At 72.9% G+C, this 17,884-nt stretch carries 19 protein-coding genes and 1 tRNA gene; 17 read left to right on the top strand and 3 right to left on the bottom strand.

The annotated features are described in order from the left end of the window. From OHS71_RS06575 to OHS71_RS06565, 3 genes are all read left to right on the top strand, one after another. Positions 1 to 966, top strand: coding sequence for a M23 family metallopeptidase (locus OHS71_RS06575; RefSeq protein WP_328477739.1), 966 nt, complete (start codon positions 1 to 3; stop codon positions 964 to 966). A gap of 318 nt (positions 967 to 1,284) precedes the next feature. Then, a complete protein-coding gene (locus OHS71_RS06570; protein ID WP_328477737.1) occupies positions 1,285 to 2,016 on the top strand; it encodes a DUF6250 domain-containing protein in 732 nt (243 codons plus the stop codon). A 126-nt stretch (positions 2,017 to 2,142) separates the two neighbouring features. Continuing rightward, entirely contained in the window at positions 2,143 to 2,928 is a 786-nt protein-coding gene (locus OHS71_RS06565) for an SGNH/GDSL hydrolase family protein (protein ID WP_328484417.1), read from the top strand. 279 nt (positions 2,929 to 3,207) lie between these two features. Here the strand turns inward: OHS71_RS06565 and OHS71_RS06560 are convergent, their stop codons facing one another. Further along, positions 3,208 to 3,828 carry a TetR/AcrR family transcriptional regulator gene (locus tag OHS71_RS06560; RefSeq protein WP_328477735.1) on the bottom strand — a complete coding sequence of 207 codons (621 nt, stop codon included), beginning with the start codon at positions 3,826 to 3,828 and terminating at the stop codon, positions 3,208 to 3,210. A gap of 58 nt (positions 3,829 to 3,886) precedes the next feature. Further along, positions 3,887 to 5,074, bottom strand: a complete 1,188-nt coding sequence (locus OHS71_RS06555; RefSeq protein ID WP_328477733.1) for a glutamate dehydrogenase — start codon at positions 5,072 to 5,074, stop codon at positions 3,887 to 3,889. Positions 5,075 to 5,295: 221 nt separating this feature from the next. On the opposite strand from OHS71_RS06555, the gene OHS71_RS06550 reads away from it, so the two are divergent. From OHS71_RS06550 to OHS71_RS06525, 6 genes are all read left to right on the top strand, one after another. After that, positions 5,296 to 6,525, top strand: a complete 1,230-nt coding sequence (locus OHS71_RS06550; RefSeq protein ID WP_328477732.1) for an MBL fold metallo-hydrolase — start codon at positions 5,296 to 5,298, stop codon at positions 6,523 to 6,525. 311 nt (positions 6,526 to 6,836) lie between these two features. Next, positions 6,837 to 9,482 (top strand): sensor histidine kinase, encoded by a 2,646-nt coding sequence (locus tag OHS71_RS06545; RefSeq protein ID WP_328477730.1) that lies wholly within the window; start codon positions 6,837 to 6,839, stop codon positions 9,480 to 9,482. A gap of 62 nt (positions 9,483 to 9,544) precedes the next feature. Continuing rightward, a complete protein-coding gene (locus tag OHS71_RS06540) occupies positions 9,545 to 9,979 on the top strand; it encodes a roadblock/LC7 domain-containing protein (RefSeq protein WP_328477728.1) in 435 nt (144 codons plus the stop codon). A 2-nt stretch (positions 9,980 to 9,981) separates the two neighbouring features. Next, complete coding sequence (locus tag OHS71_RS06535; protein ID WP_081553392.1) at positions 9,982 to 10,353, top strand: DUF742 domain-containing protein; 372 nt, start codon at positions 9,982 to 9,984, stop codon at positions 10,351 to 10,353. Then, a complete protein-coding gene (locus tag OHS71_RS06530) occupies positions 10,331 to 10,990 on the top strand; it encodes a GTP-binding protein (RefSeq protein ID WP_328477724.1) in 660 nt (219 codons plus the stop codon). The genes OHS71_RS06535 and OHS71_RS06530 overlap by 23 nt, the downstream gene beginning before the upstream one ends. A 61-nt stretch (positions 10,991 to 11,051) precedes the next feature. Then, positions 11,052 to 11,624, top strand: a complete 573-nt coding sequence (locus OHS71_RS06525; protein ID WP_328477722.1) for a GAF domain-containing protein — start codon at positions 11,052 to 11,054, stop codon at positions 11,622 to 11,624. A gap of 16 nt (positions 11,625 to 11,640) precedes the next feature. Here OHS71_RS06525 and OHS71_RS06520 read toward each other — a convergent pair whose 3' ends face one another. Next, complete coding sequence (locus tag OHS71_RS06520; RefSeq protein ID WP_328477720.1) at positions 11,641 to 12,246, bottom strand: GOLPH3/VPS74 family protein; 606 nt, start codon at positions 12,244 to 12,246, stop codon at positions 11,641 to 11,643. A 253-nt stretch (positions 12,247 to 12,499) separates the two neighbouring features. Between OHS71_RS06520 and tdh the strand changes: the two genes are divergently transcribed. The 8 genes from tdh (at position 12,500) to OHS71_RS06480 (ending at position 17,877) form a co-directional block, all read left to right on the top strand. Then, complete coding sequence (gene tdh, locus OHS71_RS06515) at positions 12,500 to 13,528, top strand: L-threonine 3-dehydrogenase (RefSeq protein WP_328477718.1); 1,029 nt, start codon at positions 12,500 to 12,502, stop codon at positions 13,526 to 13,528. Positions 13,529 to 13,555: 27 nt separating this feature from the next. Next, the gene (locus OHS71_RS06510; protein ID WP_328477716.1) at positions 13,556 to 14,752 is read left to right on the top strand and encodes a glycine C-acetyltransferase; all 1,197 of its coding nucleotides are present in this window, start codon (positions 13,556 to 13,558) and stop codon (positions 14,750 to 14,752) included. A 63-nt stretch (positions 14,753 to 14,815) separates the two neighbouring features. Beyond that, positions 14,816 to 15,718 (top strand): LysR family transcriptional regulator, encoded by a 903-nt coding sequence (locus OHS71_RS06505; protein ID WP_328477714.1) that lies wholly within the window; start codon positions 14,816 to 14,818, stop codon positions 15,716 to 15,718. A gap of 74 nt (positions 15,719 to 15,792) precedes the next feature. Further along, positions 15,793 to 16,389 carry a helix-turn-helix domain-containing protein gene (locus OHS71_RS06500; protein ID WP_328477712.1) on the top strand — a complete coding sequence of 199 codons (597 nt, stop codon included), beginning with the start codon at positions 15,793 to 15,795 and terminating at the stop codon, positions 16,387 to 16,389. After that, a complete protein-coding gene (locus OHS71_RS06495) occupies positions 16,386 to 16,907 on the top strand; it encodes a GNAT family N-acetyltransferase (RefSeq protein ID WP_328477710.1) in 522 nt (173 codons plus the stop codon). The genes OHS71_RS06500 and OHS71_RS06495 overlap by 4 nt, the downstream gene beginning before the upstream one ends. 30 nt (positions 16,908 to 16,937) lie before the next feature. Further along, on the top strand, positions 16,938 to 17,297 hold the full coding sequence (locus OHS71_RS06490) for an MmcQ/YjbR family DNA-binding protein (protein WP_328477708.1): 360 nt from the start codon (positions 16,938 to 16,940) through the stop codon (positions 17,295 to 17,297). A 108-nt stretch (positions 17,298 to 17,405) separates the two neighbouring features. Continuing rightward, a tRNA-Pro gene (locus tag OHS71_RS06485) sits at positions 17,406 to 17,479 on the top strand. 125 nt (positions 17,480 to 17,604) lie between these two features. Then, the gene (locus OHS71_RS06480; RefSeq protein ID WP_328477706.1) at positions 17,605 to 17,877 is read left to right on the top strand and encodes an ATP-binding cassette domain-containing protein; all 273 of its coding nucleotides are present in this window, start codon (positions 17,605 to 17,607) and stop codon (positions 17,875 to 17,877) included. The last annotated feature ends 7 nt before the right edge of the window (positions 17,878 to 17,884 follow it).

Genomic DNA, 17,884 nt, shown 5'->3' with positions numbered 1-17,884 from the left:
ATGCCCGCGAAGGGTAAGCACCGCCGTCCCAAGGCTCAGCGCCTCACCCGCTCCATAGCCGTCGCCGGAACTGGCGGCGCCGCGCTCGCCCTTCCGCTCATGGGCGCCAGTGGTGCCCATGCGGCGCCCACGCAGTCCGTCGCGCAGTCGGCTTCCCAGGCCGTTCCGGAGAAGGCCGTGCAGTCCGTGCCGGTGGCGCAGAAGGCGGCCAACGCCACCAGCGCCAAGACCTACACCGTGCGGTCCGGCGACTATCTCTCGAAGATCGCCGACGAGCAGAACGTCAGCGGCGGCTGGCAGAAGCTGTACCAGGACAACCGGCAGGCCGTCGGCAGCGACCCGTCGCTGATCCACCCCGGACTGAAGCTCTCGATCGGCAGGAAGGCCGCCACGACCGGCGGCTCCGGCTCGTCGTCCGGCTCGTCCTCGAAGTCGTCCTCCTCGTCGAAGACGTCCGGCAGCAAGGCGTCGCCCTCCTCGTCGTCCGGCTCGTCCTCCTCGAAGGCGGTCACCCGGGCCGTCGAGAGCAGCAGCGGCGGCAACAGCGCCGATTCCAGCGGTTACGTCCTGCCGGTGGCGGGCGCCACCGTCGGCACCGCGTACCACACCGCCGGCAGCATGTGGTCCAGCGGCTACCACACCGGCACCGACTTCGTCGTGCCGACCGGTACCTCCCTCAAGGCCGTGGGCGCGGGCACCGTCGTCTCCGCGGGCTGGGGCGGCGCGTACGGCAACCAGGTCGTCATCAGGCTCGCCGACGGCTACTACGCCCAGTACGCCCACCTGTCGCAGCTCTCCGTCTCCGCCGGCCAGACCGTGACCCCGGGCCAGCAGGTCGGCCTCTCCGGTGCGACCGGCAACGTGACCGGCCCGCACCTGCACTTCGAGATCCGGACCGGGCCGGACTACGGCTCCGACGTGGACCCGCTCGCCTACCTCCGTTCGCACGGGGTCTCCGTCGGCTGACCCCCGCGACGACCCACCGCCTGACGCGCGGCCGAAGGCCGGACCCGTGGAACACGCCGTTCCCGGGTCCGGCCTTCGGCGTGTCCGGGACCAGATCCAGATCCGGGTCTGGGTCCGGCGGCTCGGATCCGGGTCTGGGTCCGGCGGGTCGGGATGAGGCACCGCCCGACGCGGCGGTCGATGACGGGTCTGCGCGACGCTGATCGTTCTGTTGCGTTCTCGTGGCGGTCCTTTTCGCCCCATCGACAGGCGGGCGGGGTGGGGACACAGTGGTCTCCGTCGAGGAGCAAGCGCTTTCCATCAAAGGAGCCGACCGGCATGACGACCACCCGGAGGGCATTCGTGACCCTCGCAGCCGGATCCACCCTGGCCGCCGTCGCGCCCGCGGGCGCCGCGAGCGCCGCCGCCGCGAGCGCCTGGCCCCGTCCGTCCCGCCACCGTCGCCCGATCGCCCACGACGACTTCCGGCACGGCCTGCGCCAGTGGGCCGTCGAACTGGAGAGGGGCGGGACGGTCACCGCCTCCCGGGGCGCCCTGGAGGTCGACGTGCCCGCAGGGGCGACCATCTGGTTCAAGCAGCCGCTGCGCGGACCGTACGTCATCGAGTACGTCGCCACGCCGGTCTCCGCCGGCGGGGCCAACGACCGCGTCTCCGACCTCAACAACTTCTGGAACGCCGTCGACGTCCGCTCCCCGGAGGATCTCTTCGCCACCCCGCGCGGCGGAGCCCTCGCCGAGTACGACCACCTCAGGACGTACTACGCCGGCTACGGCGCCAACACCAACACCACGACCCGGCTGCGCCGCTACGTCGGCGAGGCGGGGATCCGACCGCTGATCTACGACTACACCGAGCCGCTGCTCGTCGCGAACGAGCCGAACCACGTCCGGATCGTCTCCGACGGCCCGGTCGTCCGCTGGTGGAACAACGGCCGGCTCGTCTTCGACTACACCGACCCGGAGCCGTACACGGGCGGGCACTTCGCCTTCCGCACCACCTGGAGCCATTTCCGGATCAACGACTTCCGCGCATGGTCCCTTATTCCCTGATTGGCAAATCCTTTAAGGGTGTCTTATCTCACCGCCCGTCAACTCCTTCCTACGATCGCGTAGGTCACATTCGAAGGTGAATGATGAACCGCTGTGGCAGACGATTCGAAGAGTGACATCAGATCAGTGATCGGGTCGTACGTGGCGGTGGGGGACAGCTTCACCGAGGGCGTCGGCGACCCCGGCCCCGATGGGGCGTTGGTCGGCTGGGCGGACCGGTTCGCGGTACTCCTCGCGGACCGGCGGCCCGAGGGCGACTTCAACTACACCAACCTCGCGGTCCGCGGAAAGCTGCTCGACCAGATCATGGAGGACCAGCTCACCCGGGCGGTTGAACTCGCCCCGGACCTGGTCTCCTTCTGTGCGGGCGGCAACGACATCCTCCGTCCCGGAACCGACCCGGACGAGGTCGCCGAGCGTTTCGAGCGCGCGATCTCGGCCCTGACCGCCGTGGCCGGCACCGTCATGGTGACGACCGGCTTCGACACCCGTGGCATCCCCGTGCTCAAGCATCTGCGGGGCAAGATCGCCACGTACAACGGACATGTCCGCGCCGTCGCCGACCGGTACGGCTGCCCGGTGCTCGACCTGTGGTCCCTGAAGTCCGTCCAGGACCGCAGGGCCTGGGACGGCGACCGGCTGCACCTCTCCCCGGAGGGGCACACGCGCGTGGCGCTGCGTGCCGGACAGGTCCTCGGCCTCGAGGTGCCGGCCGACCCGGAGCAGCCCTGGCCGCCGCTCCCGCCGCGCGGCACGCTCGAGGTGCGGCGCGACGACGTCCACTGGGCGCGCGAGTACCTGGTGCCGTGGATCGGACGCCGGCTGCGCGGAGAGTCCTCGGGCGACCACGTGACCGCCAAGGGCACGCTGTCGCCGGACGACATCAGGATGCGGATCGCGGCCGTGGCCTGAGCCGTCGGCCGCTCGCACCGGCGGCGGGCCGTGAACGACGTACGACAGGCCGCTCCGCCGGCGAGGTGATCGCACGGGAGTGATGCCCGGGCGGGGCCGGGTGCGGGTGCCGGGACGACCGCACCCGCACCCGGCCCCGCCCGCCGGCACCAACCCCGCAGCCGCGCATCCGGCAGCCTCAGGACAGGTGCGGTCGGGGGGCCGGGCCGAGCGCCGTACCGGCACAAGGGCCGGCCGGACGACGGCCCGCTCCGCCCGGGCTCGCGGACAGGCGGCGCCTCAGCGCTTCTGGGCGCCCAACATCTCCGCTTCCAGGCCGAGTTCGCGGGCCAGCGCCTGGTCGACCCACTCCTGGGCGCGGGCCCGGGACACCGCACCCGCGTAGGACGTCAGCTGTACCGCGAGTCCGTCGAGCAGGGCCGTCAGACGCAGAGCCGTGCCGGCCGGGTCGGGGCAGGAGAACTCGCCCGCCGCCACGCCCTCCGCCAGCACCTCGGTGAGCGCCGCCTTCCACTCCTTGTCGAGATCCCGCGCGACCTCCCGCAGCGCGGGCTCACGCAGCGACACCGCCCAGCCCTCGATCCACAGCCGCCAGCCCTTGGCCTGGCCCGTGGGGGCGTACCAGCGCACCGCGGAGCGCAGCCGGCGCAGTGCCGTGGTGCGACGGCCGGTCAGCTTGCGCAGCCGCGCCAGGTCGCCCTCGGCCGCGTAGGCGAACGCCTCGGCGACGAGCTTCTCCTTCGTCGAGAAGTGGTAGAGCACCAGCGCGTTGCTCACACCGAGGGCCGCGGCGACGTCGGCGATCCTGACCGCCGCCACGCCCCGCGCCTCGATCTGCTCGATGGCCGCCCGCAGCAGCTCCTCGCGCCGCTCGGCCACACTCAACCGGACCCTCGCCACTCCGTCACCCTAATCGGTGGGCACGAGCGCCGCCGGACCGGCCCGCAGGGGCGGACGCTCACCGGGCGGGCCGGTGCCGGCCGAAGCGTTCCGCGATCACCGGCAGCCGCCCCGCGGCGATCGTGTGCGCGGCGGCCCGCGGTGTCGTGCCGTCCGTCTCGGCGCGGGCCAGCACCAGTTCCACCAGGGCGCGCATCGAGCGGCGCGTGTGTGCGAAGGCCTCCTCCGCGTCCGCGCCGATGTCCCCGAACAGGGTCCACCACCACCAGGCGTTGGTCCCGGAGTTGACGACGACGTCCGGCAGCACGCTCACCCCGCGCGCGTGCAGCAGCTCCTCCGCCTCCGGCAGTACCGGCATGTTGGCCGCCTCGGCGATCCACCGGGCGCCGATCCTCTCCTGCTCCTCGATCCCGATGGCGTACGAGACGGCGGCCGGCACCAGCACCTCCGCCTCCACCGACAGCCAGGCGTCACCCGGAAGTTCGAGATCCCCGGGCCTCAGCACGTTCCGGTCCACCGTGCCGTGGGCGTCCCGCGCGGCCAGCAGCGCCTCCACGTCGAGACCGGCCGGGCAGGCGATCGTGCCCTTGACGTCGGCGACGGCCACGACGGTCAGCCCCGCGCGCGTGAGGAAACGCGCGGTGGCCCCGCCCATGGTGCCGAGGCCCTGGAGCGCGACCCGTGTCCCGGCGTGCGGCACGTCGGCCCGGTCCAGGGCGGTCAGGACGGACTCCGCGACCCCGCAGCCGCCGACCAGCTCGTCCAGGCCGATGCCGTCCACCTCGACGGCGAAGGCGGCCGCGAGCCGCTCGCGGGCGGCGGACTCGTCCTCCAGGAGCGGGTAGACCGCCTGCACGGACGACACGAGCCCGGCTTCGGCGGCGGCCCGGTCCACCAGCTCCTGGGTCAGCCCCAGATCCTCGCCGGTGGTCCAGCAGCTCTCCACGTACGGCCGCACCGCCCGCAGGTACCGCACCAGCACGCCGTACGCCTCCGGGTCGCGGGGGTCGCAGTCGATGCCGCCCTTGGCCCCGCCCAGGGGGACGTAGCGCGCCTCGGGGTCGTAGTGCAGCGCCTCCTTCAGGCTCATTCCACGGGCGAGTCCGGTCACCTCCTCGAGCGTGCAGCCCGCCCGCATCCGCAGACCGCCGCTGCACACACCGCGCACGAGCCGGTCGACGACCAGATGGCCCTGCCGCCCCGTGACGTCGTCGGTCCAGGTGAGCGACAGAAAGGGGGCGGTCATACGGGCTCCTGAACGGCGGACACGAGAGGCGACAAGGCTGGTACTGAACAGTGGGTCAGTATCGGAAGGGCGCGGGCGTCGTGTCAAAGCAGGCGCGCGGCGGAACGACCGGGGCGCCCGGGGAGCGAGTGGAGCGCGCGGCGGAATGACCGGGGCGACCCCGGCGTTGTCGGAGCGGGCGACCATAATGGAATGCCTCAGCGACTCCCCCTGGAGGTACCGTGTCCGGTTTCCGTTCCCTGAGCTCCGGGCTCCGCGCTCTACAGCCCGCGGCCTTCGGCGCGGATCCGAGCGGTGAGCGCCTGGCGCGTATCCGCAGATCGCCGCACTTCAAGGACGGGGTCTTCCAGAATCCCGGTGGCGTGGCGAGTACCCGCCCCTCGGGTTCGATGCTCGAGTTCGCCAAGGTCTTCTTCGACAGGGACCAGCGGCCCCGCCGCGCCCCCGTGGGCACCGTACCGGTGCACCCGACCACGCTCGCCGACCTCGCCAAGCCGCCGGCTACGGGGCTGCGGCTGACCTGGATGGGGCACTCCAGCGTGCTCGCCGAGATCGACGGGCGGCGTGTCCTGTTCGACCCCGTCTGGGGCGAGCGCTGCTCCCCGTTCGCCTTCGCCGGACCCAAGCGGCTGCACCCGGTGCCGCTGCCGCTGGCCGCCCTGGGCCCGGTCGACGTGGTCGTCATCTCCCACGACCACTACGACCACCTCGACCTGCCCACGATCAAGGCGCTGGCGGACACGGACACCCTGTTCGCCGTACCGCTCGGCGTCGGTTCCCACCTCGAGCACTGGGGCGTCTCCGCCGACCGGCTGCGCGAGCTGGACTGGCACGAGGAGACGAAGGTCGGCGGACTCACCCTGACGGCCACCCCGGCCCGCCACTTCTGCGGCCGCGGCCTGCGCAACACCCAGCACACCCTCTGGGCCTCCTGGGTGGTCGCGGGCGAGGAGCACCGGATCTACCACAGCGGCGACACCGGCTACTTCGACGGCTTCAAGGACATCGGAGCCGAGCACGGCCCGTTCGACGCGACCATGATCCAGATCGGGGCGTACTCGGACTTCTGGCCCGACATCCACATGACTCCCGAGGAGGGCATGCGCGCCCACCTGGACCTCCAGGGCGGTCCCGGCGGAGTGATGCTGCCGATCCACTGGGCCACCTTCAACCTCGCCACGCACGCGTGGACGGACCCGGGGGAGGGCACGCTGGCCGCCGCGCGGGCGGCCGGAGCGCGCGCCGCCCTGCCCCGCCCGGGCGAGCCCTTCGAGCCGACCGCCGAGACCTTCCCGGGTGAGCCGTGGTGGCGCGAGGTGGCACTCGCCCCCGCCGCGGGATGGCGTCCGCTGAGCGAGACGGTAACCAAGGCCAAAGCCGATACCGAGAGTGATAATGCGCAGGGTGCCGTCGAGGGCGGCGAAGCGCCGGAGGCGGTCCCGGCGGGCTGACCGTGGGCGGATGTGTTCGACCGTGCGGGTCGGGGAGTGGAGAACTCCCCGGCCCGCATCGTCATTTCCGGACCACCTCTGAACAGGTCTGATCGACTTCTTTCCGCGTTGTCAGTCGAGTGGTGCGGGTATTTCGCTCTGCCGTGCGAAGCGTCATACCAGAGCGGGACGCTCGCCGGGGGACTTTGTCAACTGCCCACCGCACATGATGCGTTGCCGACTACTGTGAGTGGCCGTCGGACGGCAGCGGGCCGAACTCCTCGGCTCTCCCGACCGACGACCAGGCTCGACGGACCAGTACGAGGACACCGATGTCTCACCTCCGCGCACCCGCCGCACGCGCAGACCGCCGTGAGGGCGGGCGGCACGGGCGGCCGGTCACCCGCCCCGCACCGGCGCCGGCCGAGACACACATACGGCCCCAGCTGCTGAGGCTCGCCGTGCTCCCGCCGACCGCGGTCGCCCTCAGCGCCTGCGCCGTCGTCCTCTTCACCGTGCGCTCCACCGGCGTCCGGCCGGGCGCCACCCTGTGGGCGGTCCTCGCCGGCGGTGTCGCGGTGACCGGCGTCGGCATCGTGATCGCCGCCGTGGCCGCGGACCGCGCCGCCCGCACCGTCGGCGACCGCGTCACCGCCCTGCGCCGCGGCAGCGCGCGCGGCGAGGCCGAGCTGCGCGCCGTCATCGAGGCGCTGCGCCGCGGCGAGGCCCCGCCCCCGCGCACGCCGCGCGGCGGCCCGCCCGCCGACGCCGACGACTTCGAGCTGCTCGCCGCCGAGCTGGCGCGGGCCCACGACGGGGCCGTCACCTCCGTGATGCAGGCAGCGCAGCTGTCCAGCCAGGCGGGCAGCGAACAGAAACTGGAGGTCTTCGTCAACCTGGCGCGACGCCTTCAGTCCCTGGTGCACCGCGAGATCTCGATCCTCGACGAGCTGGAGAACGCGATCGAGGACCCCGACCTGCTCAAGGGCCTCTTCCACGTCGACCACCTCGCCACCCGCATCCGCCGCCACGCCGAGAACCTCGCCGTACTCGGCGGGGCCGTCTCGCGGCGGCAGTGGAGCAACCCGGTCTCCATGACGGAGGTGCTCCGCTCCGCCATCGCCGAGGTGGAGCAGTACTCGCGGGTCAAACTCGTCCCGCCGATCGACGGCGAACTGCGCGGGCACGCCGTCGCCGACGTCATCCATCTGCTCGCCGAACTCGTCGAGAACGCCACCGTGTTCTCCGCCCCGCACACCCAGGTGCTGCTGCGCGCCAACCTCGTCACCTCCGGGCTGGCCGTCGAGGTGGAGGACCGTGGTCTCGGTATGCCCGTCGAGGAGCAGAGCAGGATGAACGCCCTGCTCGCCGACCCCGACCAGGTCAACGTCGGCCGGCTCCTCGCCGACGGCCGCATCGGACTGTTCGTCGTCTCCCAGCTCGCCCGCCGGCACGGCATCCGGGTCCGGCTCCAGGGCAACATCTACGGCGGTGTCCAGGCCGTCCTGGTCGTGCCGCAGGCGCTGCTGGGCTGCGCGCCGGGCGTTCTCGGGGCGGCGCCGCGGGGCCCTGAGACCGACGGCGGCGGCCTGCCCCTCGTACCCGCCACGCCCCCCGCCCCCACCCGGCAGGGACGGCCACCCCTGCCACCCGCTCCGCGGTCCGGGACCACCCGGTCACCCGGTCCCGCACAGCCGCCCGACCCGCAGGACACCACGGGCGCGGGCCGGCAACCGGGTCACACGCACCCGCCGGCCCCGGCGCATCCGGCTGGGCCGCCGATCCCGTCCCCGGTGGGGGGCAGCGACGGGGCGGGGCGGTCGTTCCGCGCGCTGGGCGGCACCGACGGGGCCGGGCGGCCGTTCACTCCGCTCGGGGGCACCGACGGGGCGGGCCGGTCGTTCTCTCCGGTCGACGGCACCGACGGCACCGACGGCACCGACGGCACCGACGGGGCAGGGCAGTCGTTCGTGCCGGGGCTGGTGGAGGACACCAGGCATCGGGGTCCGTCGACCGGCTTGCCGGAAGAGTGGGACGTCTCCGGTGCGGACCGGACCCCGGCCCGCACCCCGGCCCCGGACACGCCCGGCCCGGAGCACCGGGGTCTTCCCCATCCGCAGGGCGTCCCGCACAGCTCCGCGGCCTCCTTCGTGGGCGCGTCCCCGCACCCCGGGCCCGACACCGGCGGGGCGCTGACGGGACCTGCCGAGGTGCCGAGGCCGGGCGCACCCGCACCCGCGCCCTCGCGCCTCGGCTCCGCCGCCCCCGTGGAGCCTGCGGGACCCGGCGGGCCGATCCCGCCGCGGGCCGGTGCGCCGGTGCCGCTGCCCGTCCGCGGGGCCCGTACGGAACGGCCCAATCCGGCCGAGGCCGTGCCCGGGATCCGGCGCGGCGACCGGCCCGTCGTCGAAGGGAACGCGGGCATCGCACCCGCCCCGCGCGTCGGCACGCAAGGCGCTGTGCGCGGCACCATGGGCAAGCCCCAACTGCCTCGTCGCCGCGCACAGGAGCACCTCGTGCCGCAGCTGCGCGGCGGCCCGGCTCCCCGCCAGGACGCCGAGCAGCCGGCGGGCCACGACCCCAACCTGATGGCCGCCTTCCAGCGGGGCATCGGGTTGGCCGAGGCCCAGCAGAACCTGGAGTCCGACGCCATGGACCCGGCCGCATTCCCGCCGGACGCCCCCCTCGGCGTCCGGCTCGGGGACCCGGTCGCCCGCCCGGAGTCGGACCGGGACCGGGCACCGGACGGCGACGGTGCCGTCGGCGGCGCCTCGGTCGAGCGTCCGGACGGGGCCGGGCCCGTGCCACCGACACCGCTCCCCACCGACGTACGAACGTCGCATCCGTCCCGCATACCGCAGGCACGCCCCGCGCACGCCGCCGCGCCGCCCGACGCGTACGGCACGCGTGACGGGCTGGACCTGCCCGGTCCCGACCGATCCACCCCCCGCCACGACGGGAGCGCACCGGCCGGATGAGCACTGCCGCCCCCACCTCCGGCGCTCCCGCAGACCTTCGTACCCCAAGGAGTCGATCCACCATGGCGAGCGATGCGCCGACCGTCCATGTTTCCGATCTCGACTGGCTGATGAGCGGCCTCGTGCAGCGCGTACCGCACACCATGAGTGCGGTGCTGCTCTCCTGCGACGGCCTCGTGAAGTCCGTCCACGGCCTCGACCCCGACAGCGCCGACCACATGGCCGCCCTGGCCTCCGGCCTGTACTCCCTCGGCCGCAGCGCCGGCGTCCGGTTCGGCGACGGCGGGGACGTGCGGCAGGTCGTCGTCGAACTGGACTCGACGCTCCTGTTCGTCACCACCGCCGGCTCCGGCGCGTGTCTCGCGGTGCTCGCCGGGCGTGAGGCCGACGCCGCCGTGCTGGGTTACGAGATGTCGATGCTCGTCAAGAGCGTCCGGCCGTATCTCATGACCGCGCCCCGGCAGCACGCCGTCGATCCGTCGGTGATGGGGCCTTGAGCGTGGCGGCGGCCGGCGACGGGCCCTGGCTCGACGACGCGGCCGGGCGGCTGGTGCGCCCGTTCACGGTCAGCGGCGGCCGGACGAGGCCCAGCGTCGCCCTCGACCTCATGTCGCAGGTGATGGCCACCGGGGCGACCCCCCTCGGCTACCTCGGTCCCGAACACGCGACCGCGCTCCACCTGACTCGCGCACCCGTGTCGGTGGCCGAGATCGCGGCCCATCTGAAGCTGCCGGCAGCGGTCACCAAGGTGCTGCTCTCCGACCTCCTCGACTGCGGGGCGCTGACCACCAAGCCCCCCGAGTACCACCACATCCCCACCGACCGGGCCCTTCTGGAGGCAGTGCTCGATGGACTACGACGACAGCTCTGAGTACGGCAGGTACGACGAGCACGGCGAGCACGGCGCCTACGACGGCGGCGGCTCGGATCCCTTTCCCACAGCTCTGAAGATCCTGGTCGCCGGCGGTTTCGGGGTCGGCAAGACGACCTTCGTCGGCGCCGTGAGCGAGATCGCGCCGCTCAGCACGGAGGAGCTGCTCACCACGGTCAGCGCGGCGACCGACAACCTCGACGGCATCGAGAACAAGGTCGAGACGACGGTCGCCATGGACTTCGGCCGTATCACCCTCGACCCGAGCCACGTCCTCTACCTGTTCGGCACGCCCGGCCAGGAGCGGTTCTGGTTCATGTGGGACGAACTCTCCGAGGGCGCCCTCGGCGCGGTCATCCTCGCCGACACCCGCCGTCTGGAGGAGTGCTTCGCGGCCGTCGACTTCTTCGAGGAACGCGGACTGGCCTTCATCATCGCCATCAACGAGTTCGACGGGTCCCACCGCTACAACCCCGAGGAGGTGCGCGCCGCCATCGACCTCTCCCCGGACGTCCCCGTCGTGCGCTGCGACGCCCGGATCTCCGCCTCCGGGGTCCAGACCCTGCTGACCCTCGTGAAGCACCTCATCGCCCACGCGCCGGCCGCACCCCAGCCGAGCCGCGGCGCCCACATGTGATCCCCACACCCAACGCCCCGGAGCCGCATATGCCGTACGTCCACAGCGACGGAGCCCGGCCATGAGCTACGAGCCGCCGCGCCCGGCCGGACGTCTGCTGCTGACCCCGGAGGACCGGGAAGCTCCCGCCCGCGCCCGGCGGCTGCGCCGGCTCGGCCTCGGGGAGCAGCCGGAGCCGGCGCTGGACGCCTTCGCGGACCGCCTCGCCGAGGTGGCCGGAACGCCGTACGCCATGGTCAACTTCCTCGACGAGGAACGGCAGTTCTTCGCCGGGCTGCACACACCGGCGGGCGGCCGGGCCGCCCGCGGCGGCAAGCCCGAGGTGGGGCGCCGGCTGCCCCGCGACTACGGCTACTGTCCGCACGTCGTCGTACGGCGCAAGGCGCTGGTGCTGGAGGACGTGAGCGACTACCCGCGTTTCGCGGGCAACCCGGTCGTCGACGAGTACGGCATCCGCTCCTACCTGGGCGCCCCGCTGATCGACACGGGCGGCATGGTGCTGGGCACGGTGTGCGTCGCCGATCTCATGCCCCGGTCCTGGGGCAGGGCCGGCCTGGAGACCATCAAGTCGACGGCCGCCGAACTCGCCGGCCGGCTCCAGCGGCGCGAGGCCGACGGGTTCCCCGCGCCATGAGGGCCGGCGCAGCCTGTCAGGGAGCCCGCCAGATGTTGTCGAAGGCCGCGTCCTCGATGGACCGCCGCTGCCGTACGGCCTCGAGTTCCGCCACCGCGTCGCCGACCGCCGCGAGCACCGTCCCGGCCGCGTCGCCGGGGAGATCGGGGAAGCCGTCGGCCGGCTCCTCGCGCAGACCGACGGCGGCGGCCAGCACGGCGAGGACCGGCTCGTCCGCCTCCCAGCGCTCGGTGGCCCCGCGACGGGCCGGTGAGTCGAGCGGCTCCATCCCCGCGGACCGGAAGGGGAGCCGGCGGTGGCGCGGGCGGCCGACCAGCCCGTCCGCCTCCAGCCGGGCGGAGTAGGCCGCCGCCAGGCCCTGACCGCGGCGCCACAGCCAGTCCTCGACCGACTCGTACGGCGCCGTCAGGACGAGCGACGAGGCGGCCTCGGCCAGCAGACGATCCTCCGGCGCCGACGGCGGACCGGGCACGAGGAGATCGCCGTCGAGGGCGACCGCCCCGGACCCGACCAGGTCGATCACCTCGGCGCCCGCGAGGGCGAGCGACAGATCGCCCTGCCCGAGGGGGCGCACGGGCGTCACGTCCATCGCGACGAGCATCAGGTCCCGAGCTGTGGTCATCAGGGGCTCCACGTCAGTCGGCCGGCCTTACGAGGGTTGCGGTCCAGGGTGACACGCCCCACCGTGGTGTGCGGGAAGCCGGTGCGGACGAGCGGGGCCACCCGTGTGAAGCGGAGCTGTGGCGGCGCTTAAGAAAAGCTCGATGGACCCGGCCGGTGAAGTGCGGCAGATTGCTGGGCGAATCCACATGTCTCCCCGGACGCGGGGCCCTTCGGGCTGCTCGCGGTCGGGCCCTCACCACAGGAGCCGTAGCGTGAAGGCGCTGGTCAAGGAGAAGGCGGAGCCCGGGCTGTGGCTCGCGGACGTCCCCGAGCCGGCCGTCGGGCCCGGCGACGTGCTGATCAAGGTGCTGCGCACCGGGATCTGCGGTACCGATCTGCACATCCGGGCCTGGGACGGCTGGGCGCAGCAGACGATCAGCACCCCGCTGGTGCTCGGGCACGAGTTCGTCGGCGAGGTCGTCGGGACCGGCCGTGACGTCGTCGACATCCGGATCGGGGACCGGGTCAGCGGCGAGGGGCATCTCGTCTGCGGCAGGTGCCGCAACTGTCTCGCCGGGCGCCGTCATCTGTGCCGGGCGACCGTCGGGCTCGGTGTCGGCCGCGACGGGGCCTTCGCGGAGTACGTCGCCCTGCCCGCGTCCAACGTGTGGGTGCACCGGGTGCCGGTGGACCTCGACGTGGCGGCGATCTTCGACCCGTTCGGCAACGCCGTCCACACCGCGCTGTCCTTCCCGCTCGTCGGCGAGGACGTCCTGATCACCGGCGCCGGACCGATCGGGCTGATGGCCGCCGCCGTCGCCCGGCACGCCGGAGCCCGCAACGTCGTCGTCACCGACGTCAGCGAGGAGCGGCTGGAACTGGCCCGCAAGATCGGTGCGAGCCTCGCGCTGAACGTGTCGCAGGCGTCCATCGCCGACGGACAGCGGGAGCTGGGACTGCGCGAGGGCTTCGACATCGGTCTGGAGATGTCCGGCCGGCCCGAGGCGATGCGCGACATGATCGCCAACATGACGCACGGCGGCCGGATCGCGATGCTGGGGCTGCCCGCCGAGGAGTTCCCCGTCGACTGGTCCCGGATCGTCACCTCGATGATCACGATCAAGGGCATCTACGGCCGCGAGATGTTCGAGACCTGGTACGCCATGTCGGTGCTGCTCGAGGGCGGCCTCGACCTCGCACCCGTGATCACCGGCCGGTACGGTCACCGCGACTTCGAGGCGGCCTTCGCCGACGCGGCGAGCGGCCGCGGCGGCAAGGTCATCCTCGACTGGACCGCGTAAGTCACCGCATTCCTTAGGAGCTTCCCCATGTTCGACTCCGTGCGCGACGACGTGCGCGCCACCCTCGACGAGATCCGCGCCGCCGGTCTGCACAAGCCCGAGCGCGTCATCGGCAGTCCGCAGTCCGCGACGGTCTCCGTCACCGCGGGCGGCCGGCCCGGCGAGGTCCTCAACTTCTGCGCCAACAACTACCTCGGTCTCGCCGACCACCCCGAGGTCGTGGCCGCCGCCCACGAGGCCCTCGACCGCTGGGGCTACGGCATGGCGTCGGTGCGCTTCATCTGCGGCACGCAGGAGGTGCACAAGGAGCTGGAGGCGCGTCTGTCGGCCTTCCTCGGCCAGGAGGACACGATCCTGTACTCCTCCTGCTTCGACGCCAACGGAGGTGTCTTCGAGACGCTCCTCGGCCCCGAGGACGCGGTGATCTCCGACGCACTCAACCATGCCTCGATCATCGACGGCATCCGGCTGTCCAAGGCCCGCCGCTTCCGCTACGCCAACCGTGATCTGGCCGATCTGGAAAGGCAGTTGAAGGACGCCTCCGACGCGCGTCGCCGGCTGGTCGTCACCGACGGCGTCTTCTCCATGGACGGTTATGTGGCGCCCCTCGCCGAGATCTGCGACCTCGCCGAGCGTTACGACGCCATGGTCATGGTCGACGACTCGCACGCCGTCGGCTTCGTCGGCCCCGGCGGCCGCGGAACCCCCGAGCTGCACGGGGTGATGGACCGCGTCGACATCATCACCGGCACCCTGGGCAAGGCGCTGGGCGGCGCGTCCGGCGGCTACGTGGCCGCCCGCGCGGAGATCGTCGCCCTGCTCCGCCAGCGCTCGCGCCCCTACCTCTTCTCCAACACCCTCGCCCCGGTCATCGCCGCCGCTTCGCTCAAGGTCCTCGACCTGCTGGAGGCCGCCGACGACCTGCGGGTGCGGCTCGCCGAGAACACCGCCCTGTTCCGCCGCCGGATGACGGACGAGGGCTTCGACATCCTGCCCGGCGACCACGCCATCGCACCGGTGATGATCGGCGACGCGGCGAAGGCGGGCCGGATGGCCGAACTGCTGCTGGAGCGCGGGGTGTACGTGATCGGCTTCTCCTACCCGGTCGTCCCGCAGGACCGGGCCCGCATCCGCGTCCAGCTGTCCGCCGCGCACTCCACGGCCGACGTCGACCGCGCCGTCGACGCCTTCATCGCGGCCCGCGCCGAACTGGAAGCGGCCTGAACGACGAGTGGCCCCGGGGGAAGCGGTGGTCGAGCGGCCCGGACATATTGCGATAATCGATCCATGATCGAAGCGCGGCGGCTCCACATCCTTCGTGCGGTGGCCGACCACCGTACGGTGACCGCGGCTGCCGCCGCGCTGTACCTCACGCCGTCCGCCGTGTCCCAGCAGCTGACGGCCCTGGAGCAGGAGACGGGCCACCGGCTGGTGGAGCGGAGCGCCAGGGGCGTACGGCTCACCCCGGCCGGCGAGATCCTGCTCGGTCACACCAACGCCGTCCTCGCCCAGCTGGAGCGGGCCGAGGCGGAACTGGCCGCCTACAGCTCCGGGGCGGCCGGTACGGTCACGGTGGCCGCCTTCGCGACGGGCATCGCGCTGGTCGTGGCGCCCGCGGTGGCCCGGCTCGCCGGCACCGCCCCCGGGATCCGGATCCGGGTCCAGGACGCCGAGGGCGACGCGAGTCTGCCGATGGTGCTCGACCGGCAGGTCGATGTCGCCGTGGCCGTCGAGTACCGCGGGGCCCCGGCCGCCGACGACCCGAGACTCGCGCACGTCCCCCTGTACGCGGAGCCCTTCGACGCGGTCGTCCCGGTCACCCACCGCCTCGCCGACGCCCCCGAGGTCCCTCTCGCCGAGCTGGCCAAGGACCCGTGGATCGGGCCCTATCCGGGCAACCCCTGCCATGACGTGGTCGTCCTGGCCTGCGAGTCGGCCGGCTTCCAGCCGCGCCTGGAGCACTCCTCCGACGACTTCCGCGCGGTCGTGGCCCTGGCCTCGGCCGACGCGGGCGTGGCGCTCGTCCCGCGTTCGGCCCTGCGCGGCATGGATCTCACGGGCGTCGTCGTACGGCCCGTCGACGGGGTGGCGCCGACCCGGAGGGTCTTCGCGGCCGTCCGCCGGGGAGCCGAGGAGCATCCGCTGATCCGGCCCGTACTGGAGGCGCTCGGCGAGGCCGCCCGAGGCTGAGGCGTCCCGGGGCCTGGAGCCGGTGTGAGCCGTCCGTAACCGGGCTGTCTCATATCCGGGATAGATTCCCGGATATGAGACAGGCTGAGCGCGGAGTGGAGTCGGGCGGGGCACCGGACCCCGTCGACGTACGGATCGCCGGACGGCTGGCCGCGCTGCGGGCCGAACGCGGCTGGTCCCTGGGCGAGCTGGCGGAGCGCAGCGGGGTGAGCCGGTCCACCCTCTCGCGCGCCGAGCGGGCGGAGACCAGTCCTACCGCCGCGCTGCTCAACCGGCTGTGTCACGTCTACGGACGGACCATGTCCCGGCTGCTCAGCGAGGTCGAGTCGGACCCCGCTCCGCTGGTGCGTGCCGACGAGCAGTCCGTCTGGGAGGACCGGGCCTCGGGATTCGTCCGGCGCTCGGTGTCGCCGCCGCACCCCGCACTGCGCGGCGAACTGGTCGAGGGGCGGCTCGCGGCGGGCGCCGACATCGCCTACGACCGGCCGCCCGTGGCGGGCCTGGAACAGCACATCTGGGTGCTCTGCGGCGCCCTCGACGTGACCGCCGAGGGCGCCCGGCACCATCTCGCGGCCGGGGACTGTCTGCGTCTGCGGGTGTGGGGGCCGACCCGGTTCCGGTGTGCGGGCGACGAAGAGGTGCGTTACGTGCTGGCGGTGGTGCTGCCGTGACCGTGATCCGGCTCGACGCTCCCCAACTGCTGCTGCGCGCGGCGCACTTCGCCGACCTGCTGATCGACGCCGTGGACGGCGGCGCCTCGCTCGGCTTCCTCGCCCCGCTGCGTCGGGCGCAGGCCGTCGCCTGGTGGCGGGAGCGGGCGCACGAGATGGCGGCCGGGCGGCGCGCGGTGTGGGCGGCCCAGGACGGGGACCGTGTCGTCGGCACCGTCGGCCTGGCCTTCCCCGACAAGCCCAACAGCCGCCACCGCGCCGAGCTCGTCAAGCTGCTGGTCCACCGGGACGCCCGCGGCGAGGGCCTCGGCCGCTCCCTGCTGACCGCCGCGGAGCAGGGCGCCGCCGCGACCGGCGTCAGCCTGCTCCACCTGGACACCGAGACCGGCAGCTCCGCCGAACACCTCTACCGCTCCGCGGGGTGGACCAGGGCCGGGGTCATCCCCGACTACGCGGCAGACCCGGCCGGCGTCCTGCGCCCCACCACGCTGTACTACAAGCAGCTCGCCGTCGGGTGAGTGTCAGTGGCAGGGGCTACGGTGCGGAGCATGCCGGACGCCGAAGACGTACGCCGTATCGCCCTGTCCCTGCCGGACACCACGGAGAAGATCTCCTGGAGCATGCCCACCTTCCGGGTCGCGGGGAAGATGTTCGCCACGCTGCCCGAGGAGGAGACCTCCCTCGCGGTGCGCTGCCCCAAGGAGGAGCGCGACGAGCTGGTGCTCGCCGAGCCGGGGAAGTTCTGGATCGCCGACCACGAGGCCCAGTTCGCCTGGGTGCGGGCCCGCCTCGCCGCCCTGGAGGACGAGGACGAGCTGCGGGACATCCTCACCGACTCATGGCGTCAGGCGGCCCCGCCGCGTCTGCTGGACGCGTACCCGGGGCTGGGGTCGACCCACGGGGACTGACGCTGTCCGGCGGCCGGGACGAGGGAAAGGGGTGCGCGACCATCGACCCGAGTGCGGTATGGTTTCCATGCGTGTTCGGCCAGGGGAAAGCCCAGGTCAGACGGGCAACGGGACGTGGCGCAGCTTGGTAGCGCACTTGACTGGGGGTCAAGGGGTCGCAGGTTCAAATCCTGTCGTCCCGACTCGTATGAGTCGCAGGTCAGGGCCGGTTTCGGAGGTGTCCGAAACCGGCCCTTGATCATTTCTGGGGACCACTTGGGGACCAGGATGCTCGGCGGGGGTTGTAGCGCACTTTGACCCGGTCAAGATGCGCCATGGAGCGGGCAGTAAGGCGCAAACGCTCATTTGTCGCTTACAGCTCGAGAGTTGCGCCACTCACCGTACAGACCCGCATGTAGGCGTTTCGGGCTCCGGCAAGACCACCTTGGTCCGCGCGATCGTCGGACTGCAAGCGGCTACCGGTGGCACGATCCTCCTCGACGGCACCGCGCTCGGCAGCGGCCTGCGCGGTCGCGACCGGGAACAGCGGCACCGGGTCCAACTCGTGACGCAGCTCTCGGCTGTCGGTGCGTCGGGCTGAGCACGCT

The sequence above is a fragment of the Streptomyces sp. NBC_00377 genome (assembly GCF_036075115.1).
Classification (GTDB): Bacteria; Actinomycetota; Actinomycetes; order Streptomycetales; family Streptomycetaceae; genus Streptomyces.
The sequence above is the reverse complement of the archived record's forward strand: the minus strand, read 5'-3'. Positions and strand labels throughout refer to the sequence as shown.